Below are 25,344 nucleotides of genomic sequence, written 5' to 3' on the forward strand. Positions count from 1 at the left end.
GGAAGGCACGGAAGGAACGAGCCTTTCGCGGGCGCCCACGCTTGGCGCGGTGAAGTGCTAGCAGGGGCGCTAATGGGGGTTCGTCCCCATCCCCGCCTTCGCCTTCGCTTTCACTGTCGCCTTCGGGCGGCCCTTCGGGTGGGGCGGCCTTCGATACGGGCGCCCTTGGCTTAGGGCGGTTCAGCAGGACGCGGCGAAGGGGGCGGCGGGGAAGCAGCTTCCGAGGCAGTTCGCGAACGCGCACCCAGGTGACCATGCTGTGCGCCACGGCCACGAGCTTCCATGCCTGCGCAAAATCTGCGGCGGCGATGTGGTCACCTGGGCGGGTCCTAAGATATGCCCGGCGCAGTCGGGCCCGTTCACGCGCTGCCTGAACTTCGTAGGAAAGAAGAAGTCGCGTCCTGCGGCGTGCACCGCGGCGGCATGCGCGGTTGTGCTTGACGTGGGTTGGGGCTTGTGCTATTATAGCCATAGCTGCCTATCCTTTCCCCCGGGGCCATCACCCCGGGGTCTGTTTATTTTTTTATTGTACGACAAAATTTTATTCCCGCATACAGAAAGTGCCGTGACCCCTTGACACGAAAATGCGATAAAGAAGGCGCAAACCCTGATTATTGGCAAAGCATTAGTGGAATCTAAAGGGACCTTTAGACTTCGCAAGTAGCGGCATTCGTGCGTTGCCCATTCACCCCGCCTTCCTTGGGGTTCGGGGTATGAAGGCGGTAAGGTTCAAGGGCTTTGGCATATAGCTTTAAGCGGGGGGCTCGGAAAAGTGAAGTCTATCAGGCGGGGGTACACCCTAGCGGGTGGGGCGCGCGGGGGGCGGCCCGGGGTCTTGTTTCCGCAAGAAACACCCTTGGCCCCCGGGGTTGTACGTTCTTGGGGCTAACCCGCGGTTTCGGTAGGTCCTTACCCCGAAAAAAAAATCGGGGTAGTTTGTAGCGTTCGGAAGGCACTTCGTTGCATCTTTGTACGTTTTGGACACTACCAGTATCGGGGTATGAAGGTCCTTTGGACCTACCGGCCTAGCGGTATCCCGGTCCTTGTATCCCTAGGACCTTGCCCCGGAAAAAAATCGGGGGCGTTAGCTTCGTCCTGGAGGGTGTTTGTTGGGGGTTTGTACGTTTTGGACACTACCAGTCTACCAGTATGTAGCCGCCTAGCCCCGGTGCTCGATGCCCGGGCTATTGTTTCGTCAAGAACAGAAAGGTATGGGAATTGTACGGTTGGAAAATAGCCGCTAATTTGTCTTAGGGGCAATTTGTCGGGGGGCGGCTTAGGGGCCGTTATAGCCCCTGCCCTTTTCCAGGGTAGGACTGCCCCGGTGTTCGTTCGCGAAAGTTGGACTTCGCTAACCCAAACCTTGCCAGGTAGGCTTATAATCCAAAGCGTAGGGGTGGTGCCACGCCCCTCCCCCGGGGGATACGAAGAAAGCGCTTCGCAAAGCCATTTTTCCCTTTCGCGTCTTCAAGCGTTGCTTTTAATCGGTTGGTCACAGGTTCAAGTCCTGTAGGGCCCACCACAAAACATGAGGCTAGGCGGGGTAAGCGCCCCGCCTTTTGCCTTGCCAGGCTTTACGAACCCGCCCCCTTATGCTAATCTTATGAACGGTCTCGTTAGAGGGTGAATCCCTCGAGGCCTAAAAACGGCCCCATCGTCTAGTGGCCTAGGACGCCGCCCTCTCACGGCGGTAACAGGGGTTCGAATCCCCTTGGGGTCACCACAATATCCCAGGTTGGAACACCTTTGGGCCAACCTGGGATGCTTCTTGGGCGCTTAGCTCAGCTGGAAGAGCACATCCCTTACAAGGATGGGGTCGGCGGTTCGAGCCCGTCAGCGCCCACCACGATGGATAAGGCAAATCCCCGAGATTTTTCCCGGGGATTTTGCTCTAACTTACCCCTGATTGCACGCGCTCACGCTGCGAGCCTCGCCTCCACCAGCCGGATCCGGTCGCCTAGGTGGCCCAAGGCAAGGACCTGGGGGTCGGGTTCTCCTTTCGCCCCAAAATCCTACTCCAAAATCCTACTCGTGGAAAGGAAGGGTGCGGGAAGCTCTACACCTCCACCCGCGACCTGGTGCACCGCCTCGCGGGAATGGGTTGGGGGAGCCCATGAATGTGGAGACACCCTAAAAAACCCCGCTCTCCTTGAGCGCCGGGTAGAGCCGGGTGTACTGCGGGTAGAGGGAGCGGTAGGTCTGGACCAGCGAGGGGTCGGGGGAGGTGGTTTGGGGCTTGAGCCGGACGGCCTGGGCCACCGCCGCTTCCACATCCCGGTAGACCCCTACCCCCACCCCCGCCAGCAGCGCCGCGCCGAAGGCGGGTCCCTCCTCGACCTCGAGCCCTTGCAGCTCGGCCTCCAGCACCGCCGCGACGATGGCCCGCCACAGCGGGCTGCGCATCCCCCCACCCAGGGGGCGCAGGGCCTGGGGCCGCACTCCCAGGCCCTCCATCCGCACCAGGGAGTCCTTGAGGGCAAAGGCCACCCCCTCGAGGATGGCCCGCACCAGGTGGCCCTTGCGGTGGGCCAGGCTGAGCCCCACCCAAGCCCCCCGGGCCCGGGGATCCATGTGGGGGGTGCGCTCCCCGGCCAGGTAGGGCAGGAAGTACAGCCCCTCGGCCCCCGGTGCGACCCCGGCGGCCTGCTCCATCAGGAGTTCGTAGGGGTCGCGCCCGGCCTCCCCGGCCGCGGCTACCTCCTCCCCGGCCAGGGTGTCGCGGTACCAGCGCAGGCTGCCCCCGGCGGAGAGGGCTACCCCCATGAGGTGATACTTGCCCGGCACGGCGTGGCAAAAAGCGTGCAAAGCCCCCTCCGGGTCCAGGCGCAGGCGGTCGCTGTGGGCGAAGATCACCCCCGAGGTGCCCAGCGAGACCGAGGCCACCCTCTCCCGCACCACCCCGCTCCCCACCGCCGCCGCCGCGTTGTCCCCCCCACCCGCCGCCACCGGCAGGCCCGGGGGCAACCCGGTGAGGCGGGCCGCTTCCCGGCTCACCTGCCCGGTGATCTGCGGGCCTTCATAGACCCTGGGAAGCCAGTCGAGGGGGATCTCGAGCGCCTCCAGGATCTCCGGCGAGTACGCGCGCCGGGCCAGGTCGAGCAGCAGCGTCCCCGCGGCGTCCGAGGCGTCGGTGGCGAAGCCTTGGGTGAGCCGGTAGCGGATGAAGTCTTTAGGCAGCAAGACGTGCCGGACCCGGGCGTAGGCCTCCGGTTCGTGCCGGCGCAGCCAGAGGATCTTGGGGGCCTGGAAGCCGGTGAGGGCCGGATTCCCGGCGATCTCCCGCAGCCGCTGGCCCCCTACCCGTTCCTCGATCTCCCGGCACTCCGCGGCGGTGCGGGCGTCGTTCCACAGCAGGGCGGGGCGGATGGACTTCCCCTCGGCGTCTAGAAACACCGCCCCGTGCATCTGCCCGGTGAGGCCCAGGGCGGCCACCTCGAGCCCCAGCCCTTCGGCCCGTTGGGCCAAGCGGCGCAGCACCCCCAGCGAGGCCACCCACCACCCCTCGGGGTCCTGCTCCGCCCAGCCCGGGCGGGGGATGAGCAGGGGGTATTCGGCCCGCTCCGCCGCCAACACCTCCCCCTCGGGGCTCAACAGCAACCCTTTGCATCCGCTGGTGCCGATATCCAAGCCCAACGAAGCGTACGGTTTCATCAAGGGCAGTATATGCCCCGCTCTACGGGGTTAGAAAGGGAGGTCTACTTCGCTCTTCTGCGCGGCTTTAGGAGGTTTGCCCTCGAGCACCGCCTTTACCTTGAGCAGATCCGCTACTAGATCGGCCCGTGCCCCTGGGTAGCTTTCGGGGGAGTGCTCCTGTAGATGGATGAGGTAGCTGGGCTGGGGGATGCCCATGATCAGGGGCCTCGGCGAGGGCAGATCCCCGGCTAGCTTGAGGTAGGGGCTCTCGGGGGGGATCTCGAGCCACCGTCCGCCCTGCTGGGTGATTTTGAACTCCCTCCCCAGAAAGTGCTGCGCGGTCGGCCCACCCAGGCAGACGATGGCCTTGGGCTGGATGATCTCGATTTCGGGTTTGAGCCAAGCCGGAACCCAGACCTTGATCTCTTTGGCGCTGGGGGTGCGGTTGATTTTAACCCCGTTCTCCTCTTTCCAAAGCCAGCACTTGACCAGGTTCGTGATGTATACATCCTCGCGGGAGAAGCCGGCCTGGGCCAGAAGTTCATCGAAGATGTCCCCCGCTGGCCCGGTGTAGGGCTTGCCGGTCTGGGTGTCGGTGGCGCTGGGGCTGTGCCCGATAAACATCACCGGGCTGTCGGGATTGCCGCTTCCCCCCACCGGGGAGTCGCACTGCGCTTCGCCGAGCATCCGCCGGTACAAAGCCTCCAACGCGGCGCGCTTGTCCATTTGCCCAGGGTAACGCGCTTGGCTGAAGCTGGGCTTAGCGCGCGCGATTGGTGACTTCAAGCCGAAGTTTTGACCCTATAGGGCGTACTGTAGAGGATATGGGGCTTTTCGACAACCTGGTGAACGCTTTTCTCAAGCTCACCGACCCGACCCCCAAATTTACTCCCTCGCGTTGCCTGCTCGAGAAGAACGCGGTGGGAGGATGCGACCTATGCCAACAGGCTTGCCCGCACGGAGCGGTGCGCTTAGAAGGCTACGCCGTCGAGATTGATGAGGCGCTATGTACGGGCTGTGGGCTTTGCACCCAGGTGTGTCCGGGAGCTGCGCTTGAGTTCCCCCTGGGGCCGCTACAGGAATCGCTGCACCGCGGCAGGGGGCAGATCCGCTGCTCAAAAGCGCCTGGGAGTGGAGAAGAGGTGCTCTGTTTGGGCCGCCTAACCCCCGGCCTGTTGGCCGAGGCCGCCAGTCGCCAAGGGCCCCTTACCCTGGCCCACGGGGACTGTGTGCGCTGCAAAATCGGCGGGCCAGACGTTCTACGGCGCTTGCAAGAGGTGGTGGAGGAGGGGAAGAGGTATTTTCCCGGGCTCGAGGTCAGCCTCACCATGGAGCCTTTACAGGGGGCCGCGGTGGGCCGCCGTGAGATGTTCGGTGCGCTGTTGGGAAGCGCCAGGCGGAGCGCGGCGGAGTTAGTGCCCGACCTCCCCTTCATCCAGATCGAGGAGGAGCCGACTGGACTTCCGGCAGAACTGCGTTTGCGCGCGCTGGCGGCCAAGCGAGCTCCTGCGGAGGGCCTGCGTTGGCCCAAGATCAAGGTGGCGGAGGGGTGTACGCTGTGCCCAGTGTGTACCAACGTCTGCCCGACCGGGGCAGTGGAGCGCATCCGCGAGGGTGTCGAGGGCCTGAGCGAAGAGTACGTGCTTAAGTTGAACGTTTCGGCCTGTACGGGGTGCGGAGCGTGTGTGAGCAGCTGTCCGCCGCAGGTAATCACGCTCGAGGAAGCCGCGCCGGAGGAGGTATTTGGCGCACCGCTCGAGCTATACCGCGGCAGGCCGCCCTGGTACGACCTTTGAAAAGCGGATAGCGAAAGGGGAGGGGGGTAGCTAGCTTAGGAGGTATGGAAATGCCGCTCACCGCCGAACCTACACAGCGAGAAGGGGCGCTTGAGAGCGAATCCGCTTTGGTGAAGCGGGCTTCGGAGGTGCTGGAGAACTTTGAGACCGTCCCTACCCTGGTCTGCTGGAGTGAGGCGGTGGGGGTTGAACCGTATCGCTTACGGGCAGCGTTTAAACGGATACTGGGGGTTTCACCGCGCCGCTACGCCGAAGCGGTGCGGTTGGAAAAGCTCAAAGCTCGGCTCAAGAACGGGGAGGAAGTGACCCGTGCCTTGTACGAGGCGGGTTATGGCTCCTCGAGCCGCCTCTACGAGAGGGCTAAACAGAAACTCGGCATGACCCCTGGGGCCTACCGCAGGGGCGGGGAAGGGGAGGTGATCCGCTACGCCACCACCCCAAGCCCCTTGGGCTGGCTGTTGGTGGCGGCTACCGAGAAGGGGGTCTGTTCGGTTTGCCTACGCGACGACCTTGAAGAGGTTCGTAGGGCCCTACGGGTCGAGTTTTCTAAGGCCAATCTGGTCGAGGACGCCGAGGGCTTGAAAGGGTATCTCGAGGTCATCCTGGATTACTTTGAAGGCCGCGCGGTCCATCTTGATCTGCCGGTGGATCTGCGGGTGACGGCTTTTCAGTTGCAAGTGCTGGAGCTACTGCGGCGCATCCCTTACGGGGAAACCCGCTCCTACAGCCAAATCGCCGAAAACCTGGGCAATCCCAAAGCGGTGCGGGCGGTGGCCCAGGCCTGCGCCGCCAACCCGGTGCCCATCCTTATCCCCTGCCACCGGGTGGTACAAAAAGATGGTGGTTTGGGCGGCTACCGCCTAGGCCTCGAGCGTAAACGGGCGCTTTTGCAGCTCGAGCAGCAACACAAGGGAGAGTTTATTGATTGACGGCGCGACGACTTCCCTCTAAGATATTCGGTGCTGGAAGAGGAGAACCTCACCGGCTCAAACCCAACCCGCTGGGGCATCGTCTAATGGCAGGACAACGGTCTTTGGAACCGTCGGTCGTGGTTCGAGTCCACGTGCCCCAGCCAGGTCTAGGACGCGAAAACCCGAGGGTGCCTGACCCTCGGGTTGGTCACGTTGTGCGTGCTAAAATTGGGAGCAGGGCTGATCTTTTAGCGCCACTTGCTCCGTATATACACTTGGGAGGTAGACCATTTCGTTATGGTTGACGCCGCTTCACCCCTTGTCCTGGTAGTCTCGCCCAGCCCCACCTTGAAAGCCCAACTCGAGCTGCTCGTAGAGGAGCTGGGATTTAGATGGGCGAGCTTTTCCCAAGCCCGGGAGGGGCTGGACTTTCTTAAGGAACACACCCCCACAGCCATCGTTCTGGATGAAGGATTGGACCCCGATGCCTTTGCCATCGCGGGGCGACTCAAGATGATTAAGCGCCTGCGGGACGTGCCGCTGGTACTCCTCGTATCCGAGCAAAACGAGCGCACCACCATCACGGCTGAAGTCTCTCGCGTGGACCACCTCTTCTCTAAGCCGATCGACCGCCGCCGCCTCAAGAGCCTGTTGCGTTCTTTGGCTCATCCTAGCTCAAAGAGCCCCCTGGTAGACTGAACCTCGTGCGGGCTTCTCGCCTCTCCCGAAAACCCTCGCCGCTTCGTCGCCTGGCGCGGGCTGCCGGGATGCTCCTGTTGGCGGCCCTCTTCGGCGGAGCGCTGGCGGGGGGGTATGTGTTTTACTCCGCAACGCGTGACCTCCCTACCCTCGAGGCCTTTGAGAACCTCCGGCTTACCGCCACCAGCACCCTCTACGCCCGCGACGGCACCCCCATCGCCACCATCGCCTCGGTGGAGGATGGACGGGCGGTAAACCGTACCCTGGTCCGGATCTCCGATGTATCGCCGGCGGCGATCTCGGCGGTGGTCTTCTCCGAGGACAAGCGCTTCTATCAGCATTACGGGGTGGATCCGGTGCGTCTGGTGGGAGCGCTTTACTACATCCTCCGGGGCGACTTGCAGGGAGGCAGCACCATCACCACCCAGGTGGTCAAACAGACCCTGTTGCGCGAGCTGGCCGGCGAGCGGGCCCTCGAGCGCAAGCTCAAGGAATTCCCGCTGGCCCTCGAGCTCGAGCGGCGCTACTCCAAGCAGGAGATCCTGGAGATGTACCTCAACGTGGTGCCCTGGGGGGGCAACGCCCAGGGCATCCAAGCGGCGGCCGAGGCCTACTTCGGCAAAGACCCGGCTGCCCTGACGCTGGCCGAGGGGGTCTACCTGGCCCAGCTCATCCCTGGCCCCAACCCCCGCTATTTTGACCTGAAAAGTAGCCGGGCGCGGATGAAGCGCCAGCTCGAGGACATGGTAGCCGAGGGCTGGATCTCCCACGCCGAGGCTGAGGCCGCTTGGAGGCAGCCCATCGTTCCCAACGGCTGGCAGGCCAAGTACGATGGCCAGGGTAACTTGCTTTCGGCCAAGCTGGTGGATCCCTCGGCCCGGGTGCTACCCGAGTTGGTCAAGGCCCATGCCCCTCACTTCGTGCTGGCGGTGCGGGCAGAGCTGGAGAGGCGCTTTGGCAAGGAGAAGCTCTACGGCGAGGGGGGGTTGCAGGTCTACACCAGCCTCGACCTGAAGATGCAGGAGGCCGCCGAGCGGGCGGTGAGTGGGGCGCGGTTGCCGGTGGGGGCTCAGTTGGCCCTGGTGGCGTTGGACCCCGAGACCGGTCAGGTGCTGGCGATGGTGGGGGAAAAGCCCGGCACGGGCGGCCAGTTCAACCGGGCCACCCAGGCCTGGCGCAGCCCTGGGTCGGCCATCAAACCCTTTGTCTACGGCACTGCCTTGGAAAACGGTTGGACCCAGGCCACCACCGTTCCCGACGCTCCGGTGGAGTTCCGCGATCCCAGCCAACCCGGCGGGGTCTGGCGGCCCAAGAACTTCTCTGGCCGTTTCCTGAACCGCCCGGTGACCATCCGCTACGCGCTTGACCAATCGCTGAACCTGCCCGCCATCCGTACGGCCGACGCCGTGGGCCTTCAAAAGATCACCCGCAAGCTCAAGGCCGCGGGCTTCCGGTTAGCGGGGGAGGGCAACCTTTCCAACGCCATCGGGGGGGGTGCGGAGATCACCCCGGTGGGGCTAGCCGGAGCCTATGCGGCCTTTGTCAACGGCGGCTATCGGGTCGAGCCGGTGCTGATCACTCGGGTTGAGGACGCGGCGGGCCGGGTGATCTATCAGCCAGAGGACAACCGCGTCCCGCTGTTTACCCCCCAGGTGGCCTACCTGGTCTGGGACATGCTCAAGGGCTATGTCTACGACTTGGGAAGCCGCAGCCTGGCCCCGGTCGCGATCCCGGGCCGGGTGGTAGGGGGCAAGACCGGAACCACCAACGAGGCCACCGACCTGTGGTTCGCCGGGGCCAGCCGGGGATTGGTGGCCACCCTCTGGATCGGGCGGGACGACCATAAACCCCAACGCTTGCCCAATGGGCGCGAGCCCAGCAGCTCGTTGGTCAACCCCCCGATCTGGCGGGCTTTTGTCGAGGAGGCCTTGCGGGGGCGGCCAGGGGGGGACTTCCCGCAGCCTCCGGGATTGGTGGCGAGCCGGATGGATCTGATCTCGGGGAATCCCAGTCCGTCGGGAATCCCTGTCCTCTTCACCCAGACGCCGATCCGCAGCCAGGAGGCAGCGGCCTCGAGCCCCCCGCCGAACGCCTCCGGCGATAACTCTCCCGCCCAGGCCACGCAGACGGTGGCCCTTGACCGCCTCACCGGCTGCCTGGCCGGACCCGATACCCCGCCCGAACGGATGATCTATCGGCAGGTGCCTCCCGAGCGAGTGGAGAGCTACCGGTGCCCCTAGCGGATATGAGCGCTTCCCTTTTGGATTCCATTCGCGTCGTCCTGGTCGGCCCGCAGGAGCCCATGAACGTCGGAGCAACGGCCCGGGCCATGCGTAACTTCGGGCTCAGCGACCTATGGCTGGTAGCCCCTGAGCCTAGCGTGGCGAAGACCCTAGACGCCCCGCTTGACCCAAAGGCTTACCACCTGGCCGTGCGGGCTGAGGAGATCTTGGACCGCGCCCACCGCAGCAAGACGCTGCTCGAGGCGGTGCGAGACTGCGTGCTGGTGGTCGGGACCACCGTGCGCAGCCGAGATGTCTACACCGGCCCGCTGGTTTCTCCACGCGCCCTCGCCCCGGAGGTGTTGAAGGCCGCGCAGAAGGGCAAGGTGGCGCTGGTCTTTGGCCGCGAGACCTTTGGCCTCACCAACCAAGAGCTCGAGCTTTCCCAGTGGGTGCTGCGCATCCCGACCGCCCCCGAGCAGACCAACCTCAACCTGGCCCAGGCGGTGCTCCTGGTGGCGTATGAACTCTTCCTCCAGGCGGAGAACCCCCCCGAGCCCCCGGCTGACCAGCCCGCGCCGCGCGGCGACCTCGAGGCCCTATTCGCCGACCTGGAAAGCTACGTGCTCGAGATCGGCTTCACCGATCCCCGCCGCCTGCCCTACACCCGCCGCCGCCTGCGCCGCATCCTACACAAAGCCACCCTCAGCGAGGCCGAGGCCAAGATGCTGCGCGGGTTTTTGCACCAAAGCCGCTGGTACGCCCGGCACAAGGATAAAGCCGAACGCTGATGATCCGCTTTCCCGGTGGCAGGGTCTGGCAGGTCGAAGAGTGGATTTTTTGGGGGCTGTGGCAAGACGCTCGACCGCACCTCAAGGGATTGCCCGAGCTGGCCAGACGCCTCTACCCGATGCTGGACGCCGCCGAGCCCAGGTTGGACCTGCGGGGAGCGGAGCGGGAGTGTGTGCGCCAACTCCGGCTCTTGGTGATGCTGGTGCGGCGGGATAACCTGAGGTTGAAGGGGAGGAATTTCGCCGACCTCGAGGGGTTTACCGCCTACATGCGCGCGCTGGAAGATCTGCTCGCCCTAGCCGCGGAGGAGTCATGACCAAGGATACACCCAGCAAGGAGGCCGTCCTGAGGGAGGTAGGGCCGCCTGTGGAAGTTGCCTCCGGGGACCCAGTCCCTAACGTGTACCGCTTCATCCGCCTGGCCCGCCTGATCCTTCCGTTTCTGATCGTGATGGTGGTGGTGATCTTTGAGGTCGCGCTAGAGCCGATAGGGATCAGCCGCCCCAGTTTTTGGGCCCACCTGGCCTTTTACGGGCTTTTAGGACCGCTGGTGACCTTCGTCACCCTGGAGTGGATCGCCCAGCAAGTCCTCGAGCGCGAACGTGCCCAGGTGGCGCTGTTCGAGGCCAACCGGCGGCTTTCGGTGGTGGGCAGGGTATTGAAGCGTTCGCTCTCGGCGGAGAACCTGGAAGAAGCCCTAAGCACCATCGCGGAGGAGTTGCGCCAGGGAACGGGTAAAGAAGTAGCCTTGACCCTCGAGGGGGTGCGGGCCGCCTCGGCGGGGTTTGCGCCGGGGCGTGAGACGCTGACCTTTCCTTTGGCTGGCCTTTCCGGCCTCCTCGAGGTCCAGTTTTCCCACCCCCCTGGCCCCGAAGAGCGGGAGTTCCTGGAAGTGCTCGCCGGGGAGATTGCCGGCGCTTTGGGCGCGGTGCGCAGCCGTACCCGCGACCTGCTCACCCTCTACGAGGTGGACCAGGCCCTCCGGGCGGAGGCCAACCTGGAAAAGCTGCTCGAGGGGCTCCTCAACCGGATCCTGGAGTGGGCCCAGGCCGAAGGGGGTGGGGTGATGCTGTTGGACGAGGACCATTTCCTCCAGCCGCGCATCATCCGGGGGTTATCCCTGCCGGGCCACGCCTTTCTGCCGGAGGGGGGGTGGGCCCAGGCGCTCGAGGCCCCTACCTTTGTGCAGGAGGATTTGCTGGCCCTGCCGCTGCGTGAGCAGACCCCGGTGGGCTTACTGCTGGTCAGGGGAAAGGCGGAAAAGCTACGCCCCCGGGTGCCCTTTTTGCGCTTTTTGGCCGCCCAGGTGACCTTTGCCGTGCGCAACGCCCAAGCCTATCTGCGGGCCGAAGAGCTGGCCCTGGCCGAAGAGCGTAACCGCATCGCCCGGGAAATCCACGATGGGATCGCGCAGGCCCTGGCTTTCATGGCCCTCAAGCTCGATCTCGCCGAGCGGCTGCTGGATACCGACCGAGAGCGAGCCCTAGCCGAGATGGCCCAGGTGCGCGACACCTTGAGGGCGCAGATTCGCGAGGTGCGCCGCAGCATCTTTGCCCTCAGGCCCATCGACCTCGAGCGCTACGGCTTTTTGGAGTCCTTGCGCCGCTACTCCCTGGCCTTCGCCGAGCAGGCCGGTTTCCGGGTGCGCCTGGACCTTCCCGAACAGGTCGAACTCTCCCAGGCTTCGGAGCTGGTGCTTTTCCGGGTGTTACAGGAAGCCCTCACCAACGCGGCCAAACACGCTCGACCCGGGTTGGTCCAGGTGCGCTTGGTCGCGCTGGGGGAGCGGGGAGCGCGGCTTGAAGTTCGCGACAACGGCAGGGGTTTTGCCCAGGCTACCCCCGGCGGGATGGGCGGCTTCGGCCTGACCCAGATGCGCGAGCGGGTGGAGGCCCGGGGTGGCCGGTTTGCCGTCGAGTCGGTGCCGGGGGAGGGAACGGTGGTGCGGGCGGAGTTGCCCTACTGATGCCGTACTTTGGCGTAAGACGCGCGACGAATCTCGAGCCATGACCTACAGCGGCGCAGTTCTCGCAGGCGGGAAGTCCCGGCGCTTCGGCCAGGACAAGGCCCGCTTCCTCTGGCGCGGGAAGGCGCTGCTGGAGTGGAGCCTCGAGGCGCTCTCCGGGGCCTCCGAGCGGTTCGTCGTGGCTAACCAACCCTACCCCGAGTTCGCCGTACGGGTCTACGCGGACCGGATTCCGGGCGGGGATTCCCTATCCGGCCTGCACTCGGCCTTGAGCTACGCGCAAAACGACTGGGTGGCGGTGGCGGCGTGCGACCTGCCCTTTTTGACCCCGGAGTACTGGGATTTTCTGGGGGGGCGCGCCGGGGCGTACCAGGCGGTAGCCGGGGTCGGGCCACAGGGTTTTCCCGAGCCCCTGGCAGCTTTGTACCACCGCGCGCTCTTGCCCGAGGTCGAGGCCCGGCTGATCAGGAGAGAGTTGAAGCTGCAAGCCGTACTACGGTCGGCCCGTACACTGTACATTCCCTGGTCGGAGCTCGAGCTTCGCTTCGGCCCTCACCTCTACACCAACCTCAACACCCCCGGCGACCTGGGCCGGTAGCGCGCGGTGCCACTTTCGTCGGTGGAGGGTTGGGCTAGGATTAAAGCATGCAACAGCACGAGGTTCGTGCGCTCCTAGCGGGTTTGCGCGAGGGCCTGGCGCAGGGTGAGGGGCTGGCCTTGGCGACCATTGTGGGGGTGACGGGTTCGGCCTACCGCCGCGAGGGCACCAAGATGCTCATCCGGGCCGACGGCAGCTACACCTGTATGCTCTCGGGGGGCTGCCTCGAGCCCGAGATCGTGGAGGCCGCCCGGGGGGTGGTGGCTTCGGGAGAACCCCTCCTCACCCGTTACAACCTCGACGAGGAGGTGATGTGGGGCCTGGGCATCGGCTGCGGGGGTGAGGTCGAGGTCTACATTGAAAAAGTCCAGCCGGATGCGGTGACGGAGCCCTGGTGGGAGGCCCTCGAGCGCGGGGAGCGGGCCCTGTTGGTCACCCCCCTCGAGCCCGGCCTGGGCCGGTGGATGATTTCCGCCGAGGCGGAAGCGGGAGGGCTCGAGGACCCAGCCTTGGCGGCCCAGGTGCGGGAGAGGGCAAAGGGCTTGCTCGAGCAGCTCCAACCCCAGCCCCTAACCTACACTTTCCATCGTTCCGATGGCCGAAGGGTCCGGGTATTCATTGACGTGAACCTGCCCCCGGCGGAGCTGGTGATCTTCGGGGCCGGGCACGACGCCATCCCCCTGGTGCAGATGGCGGTGAACCTGGGGTTTCGGGTGCGGGTGGTGGACATGCGCGCCCAGTTCGCCCAGCCCAGCCGCTTCCCTGGGGCCGAGGTCGAGGTGTTGCGCCCCGAGCAGTTCGCTGCGCGCCTACACCTGGATGAGCGCAGCCTGGCGGTGGTGATGAACCACAACCTGCTGGTGGACCAGAGCGCCCTCGAGTTCGTCCTGCACACCCCTGCGGCCTATGTCGGGTTGCTGGGGCCCCGGGCGAGGTTCGAGAAGATCCTGGAGGGGCTCGCCCGGGAGGGTCGCCCCCTGCGCGAGGACCAGATTCGCCGGGTGCGCAACCCCATCGGGCTGGCCATAGGGGCCGAGTCCCCCGAAGAGGTGGCCGTCTCCATCATCGCGGAGGTTCTGGCGTTTCAGCGGGGGTTCGGCGGGGGTTTTCTGAGCGGACACCAGGGGCGGATCCACCGGCCATCCCCGGCTGCCGGGTGACGGGGCGGGGGGGTAGGGACTCGAGCGCCCTGGCTAGCCCCTCCAGGCTGGCCAGGTTGTGCACCGGCAGGAAGTCGTCGGTGAAGGGAAGGGCGGCTTGCAGCCCCCGCGTGAGGGGTTGGTAGCCGGGGATCCCTAGGAGGGGGTTGAGCCAGATCAGGCGGTGGCAGGACTTTTGCAGGCGCTCCATCTCGAAAGCCAACAGCTCCGGTTCGCCCTGGTCCCACCCGTCCGAGATCAACAGCACCACCGCCCCCCGTCCCAGCACCCGCTTGGCCCAGGTGCGGTTGAACTGGTGCAGGCTGCTGCCGATGCGGGTTCCCCCTGACCAGTCCTTGACCGTTTGCCCCACCTCGGCCAAGGCCGCGTCCACGCTGCGCTTTTTCAGCGAACGGGTGATGCGGGTGAGCCGGGTGCCAAAGACAAAGGCTTCCACGGTGCGCGCGCCCTGGCGGGTCTGGGCTTGGGCGAAGGCGTAAAGGAAGTGCAGCAGCATCCGGGAGTAGCGCTCCATCGAGCCGGAGACGTCGGCGATGAGGACCAGGGGGCGGGGTTTGGTTTTGCGCTCCCGCCAAAAGAGGTGCACCAACTCGCCCTGGTGCCGGAGCGCCCTGCGGAAGCTCTTGCGCAGGTCCGGGAAGTCCCCCGAGTTCGCGGGCTTCCGCCGGCGGGTAGGCCGAGGGGAGATGCGCCAGTCAAGGCCCGAGAGCAGACGGCGGGCGGCCTCGAGCTCGGCTTCGCTCATCTGGTCGAAGCGCTTCTGCCTCAAGACCTCCTGCTCGCTGTAGGTGAGGGCGCGATCCACGACGTGTACCGGCGGGCCTTGGCCCGTGCTGGACGGCTTCTCTTCGCGCCCGACTTCGCCGGGTCGGGGCTTTGGTGCTCTGTTGGGGGGAAGGGGGGTAGGGGGCAGCAGCTCTTCGGGGAAGCGCTCGAGGCCCAGTTTTTGCCAAAACTTCCAGAAGGCCCTCTCGAACTTGGGATAATCCTCGCGCCGGGTGACGAGCGTGCTGCGGGCGGTGTGGTAAAAGATCTGGGGGTCGAAGATGGGAACCTCGGCCAGGGCCTGGGCGAAGAGGGTGGTTTGCCCCGGGGTGACCGCCATCCCCTCGCGGCGCAGTTCGCGGGCGAAGCCGACCACGTGGGAGAGGAGCTGTCCACCGGGGAAGGTCGTGGGCTCCGGCATGCTATAGGGGAGAGGGCACCTGGGCCCTGGCTAAGAGATCCTGGGCGGCGCTCTTGGCCCGCACCACGTCGTCTTGGTATTTGAGGAGGACGCCCAGGGTCTCCTCGACCAGGGTGGGCTCGAGCCGCACCGCGTCCAGGGCCAAGAGCGAGGCGGCCCAGTCGAGGGTTTCGGCCACCCCGGGGGCCTTGTAGAGGTCTTCCTTGCGCAGCTCCTGCACAAAGGCCACCACCTGCGCGGCGAGCTTCTCCGGCACGCTGGGTACCCTCTCCCGCACGATGCGGTACTCCTTGTGAAAATCCGGGTAGTCGATCCAGAAGTAGAGGCAGCGCCGTTTGAGTGCGTCGTGGATTTCCCGCGTGCGGTTGGAGGTAATCACCACCACCGGGGGCTGTTCGGCTTTGACCGTGCCCACCTCGGGGATGGTGATCTGCCAGTCGGAGAGGAACTCCAGCAGGAAGGCCTCAAACTCTTCGTCGGCGCGGTCGAGTTCGTCGATGAGCAGCACCGGGGCCTTGCCGTTCACGCTCTTCAAGGCTTGCAGCAGGGGGCGCTCGAGCAAGAACTCGGAGCTGAAGACCTCCTGGCGCACCTTCTCCCGGTCGTGCTCGCCGCTGGCCTCTAAGAGCCGTATCTGCATCATCTGACGAGCGTAATCCCACTCGTAGACGGCGTTGTTGATATCTAGCCCCTCGTAGCACTGGAGCCGGATCAGCCGGGTTTGGAGCATATCCGCCAGTACTTTGACGATCTCGGTCTTCCCCACTCCGGGCTCACCCTCCAAAAGCAGCGGGCGCCCCAGCTTGAGGGCCAAAAACACCGAAACCGCCAAGCCCTTTTCGGTGATGTAGTGGTGGGCCTCGAGGGCTTTTTGGGTTTCCTCGACGGTGGAGGGCATCATGGCTCCATTTTCGCCAAATGCCGGGGGGCAAGCGCGAGACGAGCGACACTTAAGGGGCCGGTAACAGGATTTGCGTACGACGCGAAGTCGGCCCTCACGCTAAATCAGCCGCATCAGCGCGCGTTTGGCCAGCACGTCCACGAGATGAGCCCGGTACTCGGCGGAGTGGAGGTGGTCGCCCATCAGCTCCTGCGGGCTCACGATGCCCTGGCAGGCGGCCTCGATGGCCTCGGCGGTGAGAGGTTTTCCGGCCAGGGCCTGCTCGAGCTTGGAAAGCCGCACGGCCCGCTCGCCCGCCCCGGTGAGGGCGGCCCGCAGCCCGTTCGCCCCGACCACCACCGCCACCCCCACCACCGGGTAGCGCGAGGCGGGGTGGGGGAACTTCTCGTAGGCCTGCTTACCGGCGTTGGCCGGGATGTGGATCTCGGTGAGGATCTCCCCAGGCTCGAGGGCGGTGGTGTACATCCCCTGGAAGAAGTCGCCCGCATCCACCATACGGCTCCCGCCGGGCCCCTGAATCTTCATCCTGGCCTCCAGCGCGAGCATCGCTGCTGGAAGGTCAGCAGCGGGGTCGGCGTGGGCCAGCGAGCCGCCGATGGTCCCTTTGTGCCGCACCATGGGGTCGCCGATGTGCTGGATGACGTCGGCCAGGATAGGGGCGGCTTGCTTGACCTGCTCGTGGCTGGCGATCTCGTAGTAGGTGGCGGCGGCCCCGATCACCAGGGTATCCCCCTCCAGGCGGATACCCCTGAGTTCGGCCACCTTGGAGATGTCGATGAGCATAGGCGGCTGGGCCAGGCGCAGCTTCATGGCGGGAATGAGTGAGTGTCCGCCCGCCAGGAGTTTGGCCTCGGGGTTTTGTTGCAACATCTGGATGGCCTCGGCAACGCTCGAGGCTTTGCGGTAGGTGAATTCAGCGGTGTACATGAAACCTCCGGTTCGGTCGTACGCCCTACGCCCTACGCCAGACCCCTCCGGCGTAAGACGCACGGCGCACGACGTATGACATAAGCTCGGCTCAATCCGCTGCTTGCGGCATCCGCCGCCCGGCCTGGATGGCCCGCCAGACCTTCTCGGGGGTGTAAGGCATGTCCAGGTGGATCACGCCAAACGGGCGCAAGGCGTCGATCACCGCGTTCGCCACCGCCGCCGTAGAGGCGATGGTTCCGGCCTCGCCAATGCCTTTGATGCCCAAGGGGTTATGGGGGCAGGGGGTGATGGTGTGGCCCACGTTGATCTGCACCAGGTCGTCAGCGCGGGGCAGGGTGTACTCCAGGAAGTTCGCCGTTACCAGGTTGCCGCTCTCGTCGTAGACGGCTTCTTCCAGCAAAGCCTGGCCCAGGCCCTGGGCGATGCCCCCGTGGACCTGGCCCTCGGCGATCATGGGGTTGATGAGCGGGCCGCAGTCGTCCACGCAGGTGTAGCTTTGCAGCTTGACCTTGCCGGTATCGGGGTCCACCTCCACCACCGCGATATGGGTACCGAAGGGGAAGACGAAGTTCTTGGGGTCGTAGAAGTGGGTGGCCTCCAAACCCGGCTCGAGGTCGGCGGGGTAGTTATGGGCCAGGTGGGCCATCAGGGCGATGTCGGTGAAGCTCTTGGCGCGCTCGGGCACGCCCTTTACCCTAAACTGTCCGTCCACGTGCTCGATGTCCTCGGGGGCGGCTTCTAGGAGGTGGGCGGCGATCCTCTTGGCCTTGTCCACGATCTTACGGCTGGCCAGCACGATGGCGGAAAGCCCGGTGGGGGCGGACCTCGAGCCATACGAACCCCAGCCGTAAGGCATCCGCCCGGTGTCGCCGTGCACGAGCACCACATCCTCCACCGGAATTTGCAGCTCGTCGGCTACCACCTGAGCGAAGGCCGTCTCGTGGCCTTGCCCGTGGCTGTGGGTTCCGGTGAAGACCTCCACCTTGCCGGTGGGCATCACCCGCACCAAAGCGCTCTCCCACTGCCCGGCCTGAGCCCCCAAGCTCCCCACCAGGGCCGAGGGGGCCAGCCCGCAGGCCTCGAGATAGCTCGCCAGGCCGATCCCGATGTAGCGGCCTTGCTTGCGCAATTCCTCCTGCTTCTGGCGGAGGGCTTTGTAGTTGGCCATCTCTAGGGCTTTGTCGAGGGCGGCCTCGTAGTTGCCCGAATCGTAGACCAGCGCCACCGGGGTTTGGTAGGGGAACTCGTCGGGCTGGATGAAGTTCTTGCGGCGGAATTCGGCGGGGTCCATGCCTAGCTCGTGGGCCATGGTGTCTACCAGCCGCTCGATCAGGTAGGTCGCCTCGGGGCGGCCCGCCCCCCGGTAGGCATCCACCGGCACGGTGTTGGTGAAGGGTGCGGTGACGTGGCAGTAGATCTTTTGGGTCTTGTAGGTCCCGGCCAGGAGCGTGCCGTAGAGGTAGGTGGGCACGGCGGGGGCGAAGGTGGTGAGGTAAGCCCCCATGTTGGCGATGGTCTCCACCCTGAGGGCGGTGATCTTTCCGTCCGCGTCCACCGCCATCTCGGCTACGGTCTCGTGGTCGCGCCCGTGGGAGTCGGTGACGAAGCTCTCCGAGCGGCGGGCGGTCCACTTCACCGGCCGGTTCAGTTTTTTGGAGGCATACAGGACGATGATCTCCTCAGGGTACTGGTAGATCTTCGAGCCGAAGCCGCCGCCCACGTCGGGGGCGATCACCCGCAGCTTGTGCTCGGGGATACCCAGGATGAAGGCCGCGATCAGCAGGCGGTGGATGTGGGGATTTTGCGAGGTGGTCCAGAGGGTGTACTCACCGGAAGCCTTGTGATACTGGGCCAGCGAGGCGCGGGGTTCCATCGCGTTCGGCACCAGGCGGTTGTTGCGGATCTCGAGCCGGACGGTCTTGTGGGCTTGGGCAAAGAGGGCATCCACCTCGTCCTTGTTGCCGATGCTCCAGGTGAAGCAGACGTTGCCGGGGGCCTCGGCGTGGATTTGCGGCGCGCCGGGTGCGAGCGCCTTGCTCCCGAGGGTGACCGCCTCTAGAGGCTCATAGTCCACCTCCACCAAAGCCGCTGCGTCCTCGGCGATCTGGCGGGTCTCGGCGATCACCGCGGCCACGATCTCGCCCATATGCCGCACCTTGTCGGGGGTGATGGCGTAGTGTGGCGGCAGCTTGATTCCGGGGTGCAGCCATCCGGTGGGGATACTGCCCACCCCGGCCTCTTTCATCTCCTGCCCGGTGATCACCGCCAGCACGCCGGGCACCGCTTGGGCCGCCTCGGTGCGAATCGCCTTGATGTTGGCGTGGGCATAGGGCGAGCGCACCATCGCCGCGTGTACCATGCCGGGCAGCTGCATATCGTCGGTGTAATTCCCGCTCCCGGTGATGAACCGGGGGTCCTCCACCCGTTTCATCGCCTTGCCCATCATCTTCTCGGCCATATGTTCCCTCCGGTCGCGTCGTACGTCCTAAAGGCTTTTGCGCTTAGCATACGCCGTACGACAAAGCCTCAGTCATCCGCCGCCACGCCCGATTGCATCTTCTGCGCGGCGTACTGTACCGCTCGCACGATGTTGTGGTAGCCGGTGCAGCGGCAGAGGTTGCCCTCGAGGGCGTGGCGGATCTCCTGCTCGGAGGGGTTGGGGTTTTTGTTCAGAAGATCGGCCGCGGCCATGATCATCCCTGGGGTGCAAAAGCCGCACTGTAGCCCGTGCATCTCCCAAAAGCCCTCCTGGACCGGGTGCAGCCGGCCCATCTCTCCCAACCCTTCAATGGTAGTGATTTTGGCGCCGTCGGCTTGTACGGCGAACATCGTGCAAGATTTCACCGCCTGGCCGTCCACGTGCACCACACAAGCCCCGCACTGGCTGGTGTCGCAGCCTACGTGGGTGCCGGTGAGGCCCAGGGTTTCCCTCAGGTAGTAGACCAAAAGCTGTCGGGGCTCGACCTCACTGGTGTGCTCGACCCCGTTGACCTGTACGCGGATCCTGACCTTTTCTGCCATGCTTTCCTCCGAATGCCGAGTCTCGAGAGCGCTTCTATGCTTGGGCTACGGGTGCTCCTAGGGGCGGGGCAAGGCTGCTGTTCACTTCGGCTCTACCTCCCTGAAGAAGCGGGGAAAATCTGGATTGCTGGGTTGTACTATAGCGGCCCAAGGCGCGCGCTGACAAGGAAGCAGGGCACACTGGGGGGACTACATTCCAGAATCGGCCAGGCGCCGCAGGGCCTCTTGGTAATCATCTGGGGTGTCCAAATCAAAAAGGGCCGCCTCCGGCATGGCCAGCGTCACCGCTTCCGCCGCATACCGCCGCAACACTTCCTTCCCGCCCTGGCCAGGCTCTTGCCCCAGTTCGGGGAAAAGCTCTCTCTGGAACAGGTGCGGTGGAGCCAGAACCTCCCCGTAGCGACAGACCACCAGCTTGGGCCTGCTGGCACGGTAAGCTTCCAGCACCTCTCGGTAGAGCCCAGCGCTGAGAAAGACCTGGTCGGCCAGGGTGAACATGGCCGCCTCCACCCCCTCGGGCAGGGCCTGTACAGCAGCGCGGAAGGAGCTTCCCAGACCTTGTGGATAGCGAGGGTTTTCGACGGCGAAGACGGGCAGCCCCTCGAGTTCGGCTTTCACCTGCGCAGCATCTCGCCCCACCACCGCCCACACCGCGTCAAACCCGGCCTCAAGGACCTGCCGTACCGCCCGGCGCACCACGCTCTCCTGGCCTAGCGGCAGCAGCATTTTGTTCTGGCCCATGCGGCGGCTTTCTCCTGCCGCGAGCACCACCGCCACGACCGGACCTCGGCTTTTGCTCATCGTGCTTCAGTCTAAGCTATGCGGGGTCCTCAGGCCCTGGGTGCTGTTTGATCTTCCAAAACGCGGGCCAGCAGCCCCCCTACCAGCAAAATCCACATGCTGAGATAAAAGCCCAGCATGGCCAGCAAGAACCCCGCCAGCGGGCCATAGAACAGCTCATACTGCGAACGGGGTAACAAGGCCGGGATCCCCAGCCGCACCCCCTCCCATACCAAGGCGGCGAAGCCTGCCCCCAGCAAGGCGTGGAGGTGCCGGGGGGCCGGCCGGGGCAGAATCCGGTAGATGAGGTAGAAAAGTCCAGCCGCCCCCAGCACCGGTAGGACGTGCTCCAGGCTCCCACGCAAGAATCCCAGCTCCGGCGGCAGATACCGCAGCACGAAAGCTAGCGAAAGGCCCCCCAAAGCCAGCAGGATGATCCCCAACCCCAGCGCCCCTGGGGCGATCAGGGCGATGATCCGGTTGCGAAAACCCGGGGGGGTCTGGAAGATCACCCCCATCGCGTAGGCCAGCGCGGCAAAGAAGTTGCTGGCGCTCCAAAACAGCACCAAGAAGCTACCCGCCGTGAGCGGGGCGGCCCGCCGGGTGAGAAAGGTCAAAAGGCCCTGGGCCAGGTCCGGCTGGGTGGGGAACAATAGCAGCGCCACCTCGCCTAGGCGTTGCTGGATGGCCTCGAGCAGCGCCTTGTTTCCTGAGAGGACCAGCCCGAAGATGCCGATGAGCAAAAACAGCAAGGGCATCAGGCTAAAGAGCGCGTAATAGGCCAGCGAGGCCGCAAAGAAGGGGATGTGCGACTGGTTGTAAAGCCGGTAGGCGTGCCGTAGGAAGTCCATGTTGACGGTTGGAGGGTGGGCCTGCCGCTACTCCCGAACCTGCCCGCTCCCCAGCGCTATCCACTTGGTCGTGGTCAGCTCGCGCACCCCCATCACCCCGTAAGCGTGGAGCTTGGAGGTGCTGATGCCGATCTCGGCCCCCAGCCCCAGCTGAAAGCCGTCGTTGAAGCGGGGAGAAGCGTTCACCAACACCAGCGAGGCGTCTACTTCGCGCAGGAAGCGCAGGGCATGGGCGTGGTGGTGGGTGCAGATGACCTCGGTGTGGTGGGAACCGTAACGGGCGATGTGCTCGAGCGCTTCCTCGAGCGAGTCCACCACCTTGAGGGTGAGGATCAGGTCCAGGTATTCGGCGCTCCAGTCGGCCTCGGTGGCGGGGCGAAGGCCGGGCAAGATCGCGCGAGAGCGCTCGTCTCCTCGGAGTTCCACCCCCGCTGCGGCCATGACCGCCTCGAGCCGGGGCAAAAACCGCTCCGCCTCCGCAGCGTGGACCAGCACCTTCTCCAGCGCGTTGCAGGTAGCGGGGCGCTGGGTCTTTCCGTTGTAGGCAATGTTCAAAGCGGTCTCGAGGTCCGCCCCGGCGTCCACGTAGAGGTGGTTGACTCCTTCAGCGTGGGCCAGCACCGGCATCCGCGCTTCCCGCCGGACCAGCTCGATGAGCTCCTTGCCCCCACGGGGGATCAGCAGGTCCAGGGTTGCCAAGCGGCACATCTCCAGGATGGCCGCGCGCTCGGTGGTCGGGACCAGCAGCACGGCGTCCTCGGGTAGCCCAGCCTCGCTCAGGCTCTGGCGGAAGAGTTCCACCAGCACCTCGTTGGAGCGGAAGGCTTCCTTGCCCCCGCGCAACAAGATGGCGTTCCCGGCTTTGAGGGTGAGGGCGCTGGCCTCCACCGTAGCGCCCGGCCGCGACTCGTAGATGAAGCCCACCACCCCCAGAGGAACGCGCATCCGGCCCACCTGTAAACCGTTGGGTCGGACTGTCAACCCCTCGATCTCGCCCACCGGGTCCGGCATGGCCGCGACCTGCTCGAGCCCGGCGATCAGGTCGGCCAGGGTTTTGTCATCGAGCCTGAGCCGGTCCAGCTTGGCCTTGGCGAGGCCGCCCGCGCGGGCGGCCTCGAGGTCGGCTTGGTTCGCTGCCACGATATCGGCGCGGCGGCTGCGCAGCTTTTCAGCCATGCGCTGCAGGGCTTTGCTCTTGGCCTGCGGGGAGGCTTTGGCCAGGGCTTGGCTGGCGGATTTGGCCCGCAGGCCGTAGGCGTTCAGTTCTGAGGGGGCAATCATAGCCTTATATTCTACGACCCGCTCGAGGGGGCCAGCTCACCGGCGAGGGCGAAGTGGTCGCGGTGGATAACCTCATCGGAGTGACGGTACCCCAGGATGGCCGCGATGTCCTTGGTCTTGGCCCCCTTGATCCGCTCGATCTCCGCCGAGGAGTAGTTCACCAGCCCCACCCCGATAAGCCGACCGTTGGGGTCCAGACAGCGCACCGCCTCTCCCTCGCCGAAGTTTCCCCGCACCTCCCGAATTCCCGCCGGCAGCAGCGAGGCTCCGCCCTGGCGCAAGGCTTTGGCTGCTCCTGCATCCACCACGATCTCTCCGGCGGGTTTAGGGAGTTGCGCAAGCCACAGCCGTTGCCCCCCGTAGCGCCGGTTGCCGGCGGCAAAGAAGGTTCCCACCGGCTCTCCGCGCAGAGCTTCGGCGATGCTGTGGGGGTTTAGCCCCGGCAGCAAGAGTAGGGGAATCCCAGCGTCTTGAGCCTTTTTCGCTGCCAGGAGCTTGCTCCGCATACCCCCGGTGCCCGTCCGGTTGGGGGCGTCCCCGGCCATGCGCATCACCTCGGCATCGACCTGCTCGATGTAGCGCACCGGCTTGGCCGCCGGGTTGGTCCGCGGGTCGGCGTCGTAGAGCGCGTCGATGTCCGAGAGCACCACCAGCAGATCCGCCCCCACCAAGGAGGCGATCAACGCCGAGAGCTGGTCGTTGTCGCCGAACTTGATCTCGTCCACCATCACCGTGTCGTTTTCGTTGATGACGGGGACTACATGCCAATCGAGCAGGGTCTCCAGGGTGCGCCGGGCGTTCAAGTAGCGGTGGCGGTGGGCTAAGTCTTCGGCGGTGAGCAGAATCTGCGCCACCTGCAGGCTATACCAGGAAAAGGCCTGCTCCCACAGCTGCATCATCAGCGGCTGCCCCACCGCGGCGGCGGCCTGTTTGCCGGGCATGGTCTTGGGGCGCTCTTTGAGGCCGAGTTTGGCCATCCCGCTAGCTACTGCCCCCGAGGAGACCAGCACCACCTCGCGCCCCTCGGCCTTGAGGGCGGCGACCTGCTCGGCGATGGCTAGCTGCCGAGCCCGCCCTGGGGCCCCAGCCAGCACGGCACTGCCGACCTTGATCACCAGGCGGCGGTAGTTCCTCGAGTCCAGCAAGGGGCGCTCAGGGCGCATAAACCGAGCATATCATCAAAGCCGGCCAACGGTGAGCAGCCGCTGTTGCGCTTGCGGTTGGACGGGCGGGACAGGCGGGTTGGAGGGGGGAATGGGCATGCTCCCTACAGAGCTTCGGTTCAGGGCGAGTTAGGCTGTTTTTGTGGATTGGCGGCTCGACCAGGTGATCTATTGGAAGGAGGGGGGCCGGGTGGTAGTCCAGGTGGACCTCTTCGACCCGCTGGGCCGACTGCGCTCGGAGAAGTTTTACCCCGCCACCTCCGATGTGGAAGAAGCGCTGGAAAGGGTGGCCCTCGAGCTTTCCGCGCGGAGGGTAACAGGAAAAAACCCTAGGGTGAGGCAGCGGATTAAAAACGGGCTCTTCCCGGCAGAGGCGGCGAAAAAGCGCTTCCTTAAAGCCCTCCAGGATTAAGATCCTCATCTTGCGCTCAGGATTGACCCGTGTTACACTCAACTTGCCCTCAAGGGCAAAGTGTCTTGATCCGTTATACTGCACCACCGTTGGGCATAGCAACGGTGGTTTATCCTCTCTGTTTATCCCGCGCGGGGGGTGAAACGTTCTCATCTCCTACCGCCTATAGTAAAAAGCGAGGTGCATATTATGGAACGGGTAGCGGTATTTATAGATGGTAGCAACCTTTATAAAGGGCTCGTATCCAGCCTAAGCTCCGATTACCGGCTTGACTTTGTGCAGTTCATCGAGACCCTGGTGGCCGGGCGCAAGCTCCTGCGGGCGTATTACTATAACGCCCCCTTGCCCGTCGAAGATCCTGCGGCCAAGGCTCATCAGAGTTTTCTCAATTACCTGAAGCGGGTTCCTTATGTGGCCGTGCGGTTGGGGAGGCTCGAGCGCCGGGGGGAGGGCTTCGTCGAAAAAGGGGTGGATATCCAGATCGCCATCGATCTGTTGCGGTTGGCCTATGCCAACGCCTACGACGTGGCGGTGCTGGTCTCGGGAGACGGGGACTTTGCCGACGTGGTCAAGGTGATCCAGGACATGGGCAAGCAGGTGGAAAACTCTACCTTCCAGGCCCTTGCCTCCCACCGCTTGGCCCAGCAAGCCGACCGGTTTTTTCCGCTCGATGAGCTACCCTGGGAGCGGCTACGGGCGCGCCCCCAGGAAGAGCAGATCACCGCTGAGGACTGAGAGACTGTCTGATAAGGCTCTAGGAAGCCAATCTTCTCACCATAAGGCGGATCATTGCGACGTAGATTAAGGTTCCCGTGGTTTCGGGCAGAAACTCATAGTCCCGGTTGCGCCTGCGGTTGAAGCTGAGCCAGGCAAAAGTACGCTCCACCACCCAGCGACGACGGCCGCGGGTCTTTTGGCCAAGCCCCTCAAGTTTGCATGACCTGCGCCGTCCGGCCCAGGGTCCGGCGTTTGTATCCTCTAACATCGGGGCCTACATTGGCGGGGTGGCTTCCTTTAGCCTGCGTGGCTGGGTCTGGCTGCTC

Annotated in this window: 22 protein-coding genes, 3 tRNA genes and 1 pseudogene; 14 read left to right on the forward strand and 12 right to left on the reverse strand. The window is 65.0% G+C overall.

The features are described from left to right. Window positions 1–1,647: 1,647 nt before the first annotated feature. Together DNA98_RS08840 and DNA98_RS08845 are read left to right on the forward strand one after the other, a co-directional pair. Window positions 1,648–1,723, forward strand: a tRNA-Glu gene (locus tag DNA98_RS08840). Between the two features lie 47 nt (window positions 1,724–1,770). Further along, a tRNA-Val gene (locus DNA98_RS08845) sits at window positions 1,771–1,846 on the forward strand. A gap of 284 nt (window positions 1,847–2,130) precedes the next feature. Here DNA98_RS08845 and xylB read toward each other — a convergent pair. Both xylB and DNA98_RS08855 read right to left on the reverse strand, forming a co-directional pair. Next, entirely contained in the window at window positions 2,131–3,651 is a 1,521-nt protein-coding gene (gene xylB, locus DNA98_RS08850; protein WP_110529246.1) for a xylulokinase, read from the reverse strand. 30 nt (window positions 3,652–3,681) lie between these two features. Further along, complete coding sequence (locus DNA98_RS08855; RefSeq protein ID WP_110529249.1) at window positions 3,682–4,359, reverse strand: uracil-DNA glycosylase; 678 nt, start codon at window positions 4,357–4,359, stop codon at window positions 3,682–3,684. Between the two features lie 98 nt (window positions 4,360–4,457). Between DNA98_RS08855 and DNA98_RS08860 the strand changes: the two genes are divergently transcribed. The 10 genes from DNA98_RS08860 to DNA98_RS08905 all read left to right on the forward strand — a co-directional run bounded on the left by DNA98_RS08860 (window position 4,458) and on the right by DNA98_RS08905 (window position 13,776). Continuing rightward, a complete protein-coding gene (locus DNA98_RS08860) occupies window positions 4,458–5,429 on the forward strand; it encodes a 4Fe-4S dicluster domain-containing protein (protein ID WP_110529251.1) in 972 nt (323 codons plus the stop codon). A 44-nt stretch (window positions 5,430–5,473) separates the two neighbouring features. Then, a complete protein-coding gene (locus DNA98_RS08865; RefSeq protein WP_110529254.1) occupies window positions 5,474–6,358 on the forward strand; it encodes a bifunctional transcriptional activator/DNA repair enzyme AdaA in 885 nt (294 codons plus the stop codon). Window positions 6,359–6,430: 72 nt separating this feature from the next. Further along, window positions 6,431–6,504, forward strand: a tRNA-Gln gene (locus DNA98_RS08870). Between the two features lie 133 nt (window positions 6,505–6,637). Beyond that, a complete protein-coding gene (locus DNA98_RS08875; protein WP_110529257.1) occupies window positions 6,638–7,039 on the forward strand; it encodes a two-component system response regulator in 402 nt (133 codons plus the stop codon). Between the two features lie 68 nt (window positions 7,040–7,107). Then, window positions 7,108–9,279 (forward strand): transglycosylase domain-containing protein, encoded by a 2,172-nt coding sequence (locus DNA98_RS08880; protein ID WP_110529522.1) that lies wholly within the window; start codon window positions 7,108–7,110, stop codon window positions 9,277–9,279. 5 nt (window positions 9,280–9,284) lie between these two features. Next, window positions 9,285–10,052: an RNA methyltransferase gene (locus DNA98_RS08885; protein ID WP_110529525.1), complete on the forward strand. Its 768-nt coding sequence runs from the start codon at window positions 9,285–9,287 to the stop codon at window positions 10,050–10,052. After that, window positions 10,052–10,369: a hypothetical protein gene (locus DNA98_RS08890; protein WP_110529259.1), complete on the forward strand. Its 318-nt coding sequence runs from the start codon at window positions 10,052–10,054 to the stop codon at window positions 10,367–10,369. Before DNA98_RS08885 ends, DNA98_RS08890 begins: the two co-directional genes overlap by 1 nt. After that, the gene (locus DNA98_RS08895; protein WP_110529262.1) at window positions 10,366–12,018 is read left to right on the forward strand and encodes a sensor histidine kinase; all 1,653 of its coding nucleotides are present in this window, start codon (window positions 10,366–10,368) and stop codon (window positions 12,016–12,018) included. Before DNA98_RS08890 ends, DNA98_RS08895 begins: the two co-directional genes overlap by 4 nt. Before the next feature lie 40 nt (window positions 12,019–12,058). Continuing rightward, window positions 12,059–12,616 carry a molybdenum cofactor guanylyltransferase gene (locus DNA98_RS08900; protein WP_110529265.1) on the forward strand — a complete coding sequence of 186 codons (558 nt, stop codon included), beginning with the start codon at window positions 12,059–12,061 and terminating at the stop codon, window positions 12,614–12,616. 47 nt (window positions 12,617–12,663) lie between these two features. Continuing rightward, window positions 12,664–13,776: an XdhC family protein gene (locus DNA98_RS08905; protein WP_110529268.1), complete on the forward strand. Its 1,113-nt coding sequence runs from the start codon at window positions 12,664–12,666 to the stop codon at window positions 13,774–13,776. Here DNA98_RS08905 and DNA98_RS08910 read toward each other — a convergent pair. The 9 genes from DNA98_RS08910 to proB all read right to left on the reverse strand — a co-directional run bounded on the left by DNA98_RS08910 (window position 13,679) and on the right by proB (window position 23,889). Further along, the gene (locus DNA98_RS08910) at window positions 13,679–14,962 is read right to left on the reverse strand and encodes a VWA domain-containing protein (protein WP_110529271.1); all 1,284 of its coding nucleotides are present in this window, start codon (window positions 14,960–14,962) and stop codon (window positions 13,679–13,681) included. The genes DNA98_RS08905 and DNA98_RS08910 overlap by 98 nt on opposite strands. A 1-nt stretch (window position 14,963) precedes the next feature. Continuing rightward, window positions 14,964–15,863 carry a MoxR family ATPase gene (locus DNA98_RS08915; RefSeq protein ID WP_110529274.1) on the reverse strand — a complete coding sequence of 300 codons (900 nt, stop codon included), beginning with the start codon at window positions 15,861–15,863 and terminating at the stop codon, window positions 14,964–14,966. Between the two features lie 99 nt (window positions 15,864–15,962). Next, window positions 15,963–16,790, reverse strand: a complete 828-nt coding sequence (locus tag DNA98_RS08920; RefSeq protein ID WP_110529277.1) for a xanthine dehydrogenase family protein subunit M — start codon at window positions 16,788–16,790, stop codon at window positions 15,963–15,965. A gap of 91 nt (window positions 16,791–16,881) precedes the next feature. Next, complete coding sequence (locus tag DNA98_RS08925; protein ID WP_110529280.1) at window positions 16,882–19,251, reverse strand: xanthine dehydrogenase family protein molybdopterin-binding subunit; 2,370 nt, start codon at window positions 19,249–19,251, stop codon at window positions 16,882–16,884. A gap of 68 nt (window positions 19,252–19,319) precedes the next feature. After that, window positions 19,320–19,814, reverse strand: a complete 495-nt coding sequence (locus DNA98_RS08930; protein ID WP_110529283.1) for a (2Fe-2S)-binding protein — start codon at window positions 19,812–19,814, stop codon at window positions 19,320–19,322. A 189-nt stretch (window positions 19,815–20,003) separates the two neighbouring features. Further along, on the reverse strand, window positions 20,004–20,615 hold the full coding sequence (locus DNA98_RS08935; RefSeq protein WP_110529286.1) for an NTP transferase domain-containing protein: 612 nt from the start codon (window positions 20,613–20,615) through the stop codon (window positions 20,004–20,006). 29 nt (window positions 20,616–20,644) lie between these two features. After that, entirely contained in the window at window positions 20,645–21,445 is an 801-nt protein-coding gene (locus DNA98_RS08940) for a YihY/virulence factor BrkB family protein (protein ID WP_110529289.1), read from the reverse strand. 27 nt (window positions 21,446–21,472) lie between these two features. Beyond that, on the reverse strand, window positions 21,473–22,726 hold the full coding sequence (locus DNA98_RS08945) for a glutamate-5-semialdehyde dehydrogenase (protein ID WP_110529292.1): 1,254 nt from the start codon (window positions 22,724–22,726) through the stop codon (window positions 21,473–21,475). An 11-nt stretch (window positions 22,727–22,737) separates the two neighbouring features. Next, window positions 22,738–23,889: a glutamate 5-kinase gene (proB, locus tag DNA98_RS08950; RefSeq protein ID WP_110529295.1), complete on the reverse strand. Its 1,152-nt coding sequence runs from the start codon at window positions 23,887–23,889 to the stop codon at window positions 22,738–22,740. Window positions 23,890–24,031: 142 nt separating this feature from the next. Here proB and DNA98_RS08955 point away from each other — a divergent pair, with 142 nt between their 5' ends. Both DNA98_RS08955 and DNA98_RS08960 read left to right on the forward strand, forming a co-directional pair. Continuing rightward, window positions 24,032–24,301, forward strand: coding sequence for a hypothetical protein (locus tag DNA98_RS08955; protein WP_110529299.1), 270 nt, complete (start codon window positions 24,032–24,034; stop codon window positions 24,299–24,301). A gap of 189 nt (window positions 24,302–24,490) precedes the next feature. Beyond that, a complete protein-coding gene (locus DNA98_RS08960) occupies window positions 24,491–25,036 on the forward strand; it encodes an NYN domain-containing protein (RefSeq protein WP_110529302.1) in 546 nt (181 codons plus the stop codon). Window positions 25,037–25,055: 19 nt separating this feature from the next. On the opposite strand, the pseudogene DNA98_RS18065 reads toward DNA98_RS08960, so the two are convergent. Continuing rightward, window positions 25,056–25,199, reverse strand: a pseudogene (locus DNA98_RS18065) (transposase); the annotation flags it as partial. Window positions 25,200–25,344: the final 145 nt, after the last annotated feature.

This window comes from Meiothermus sp. Pnk-1, from assembly GCF_003226535.1.
GTDB lineage: Bacteria > Deinococcota > Deinococci > Deinococcales > Thermaceae > Allomeiothermus.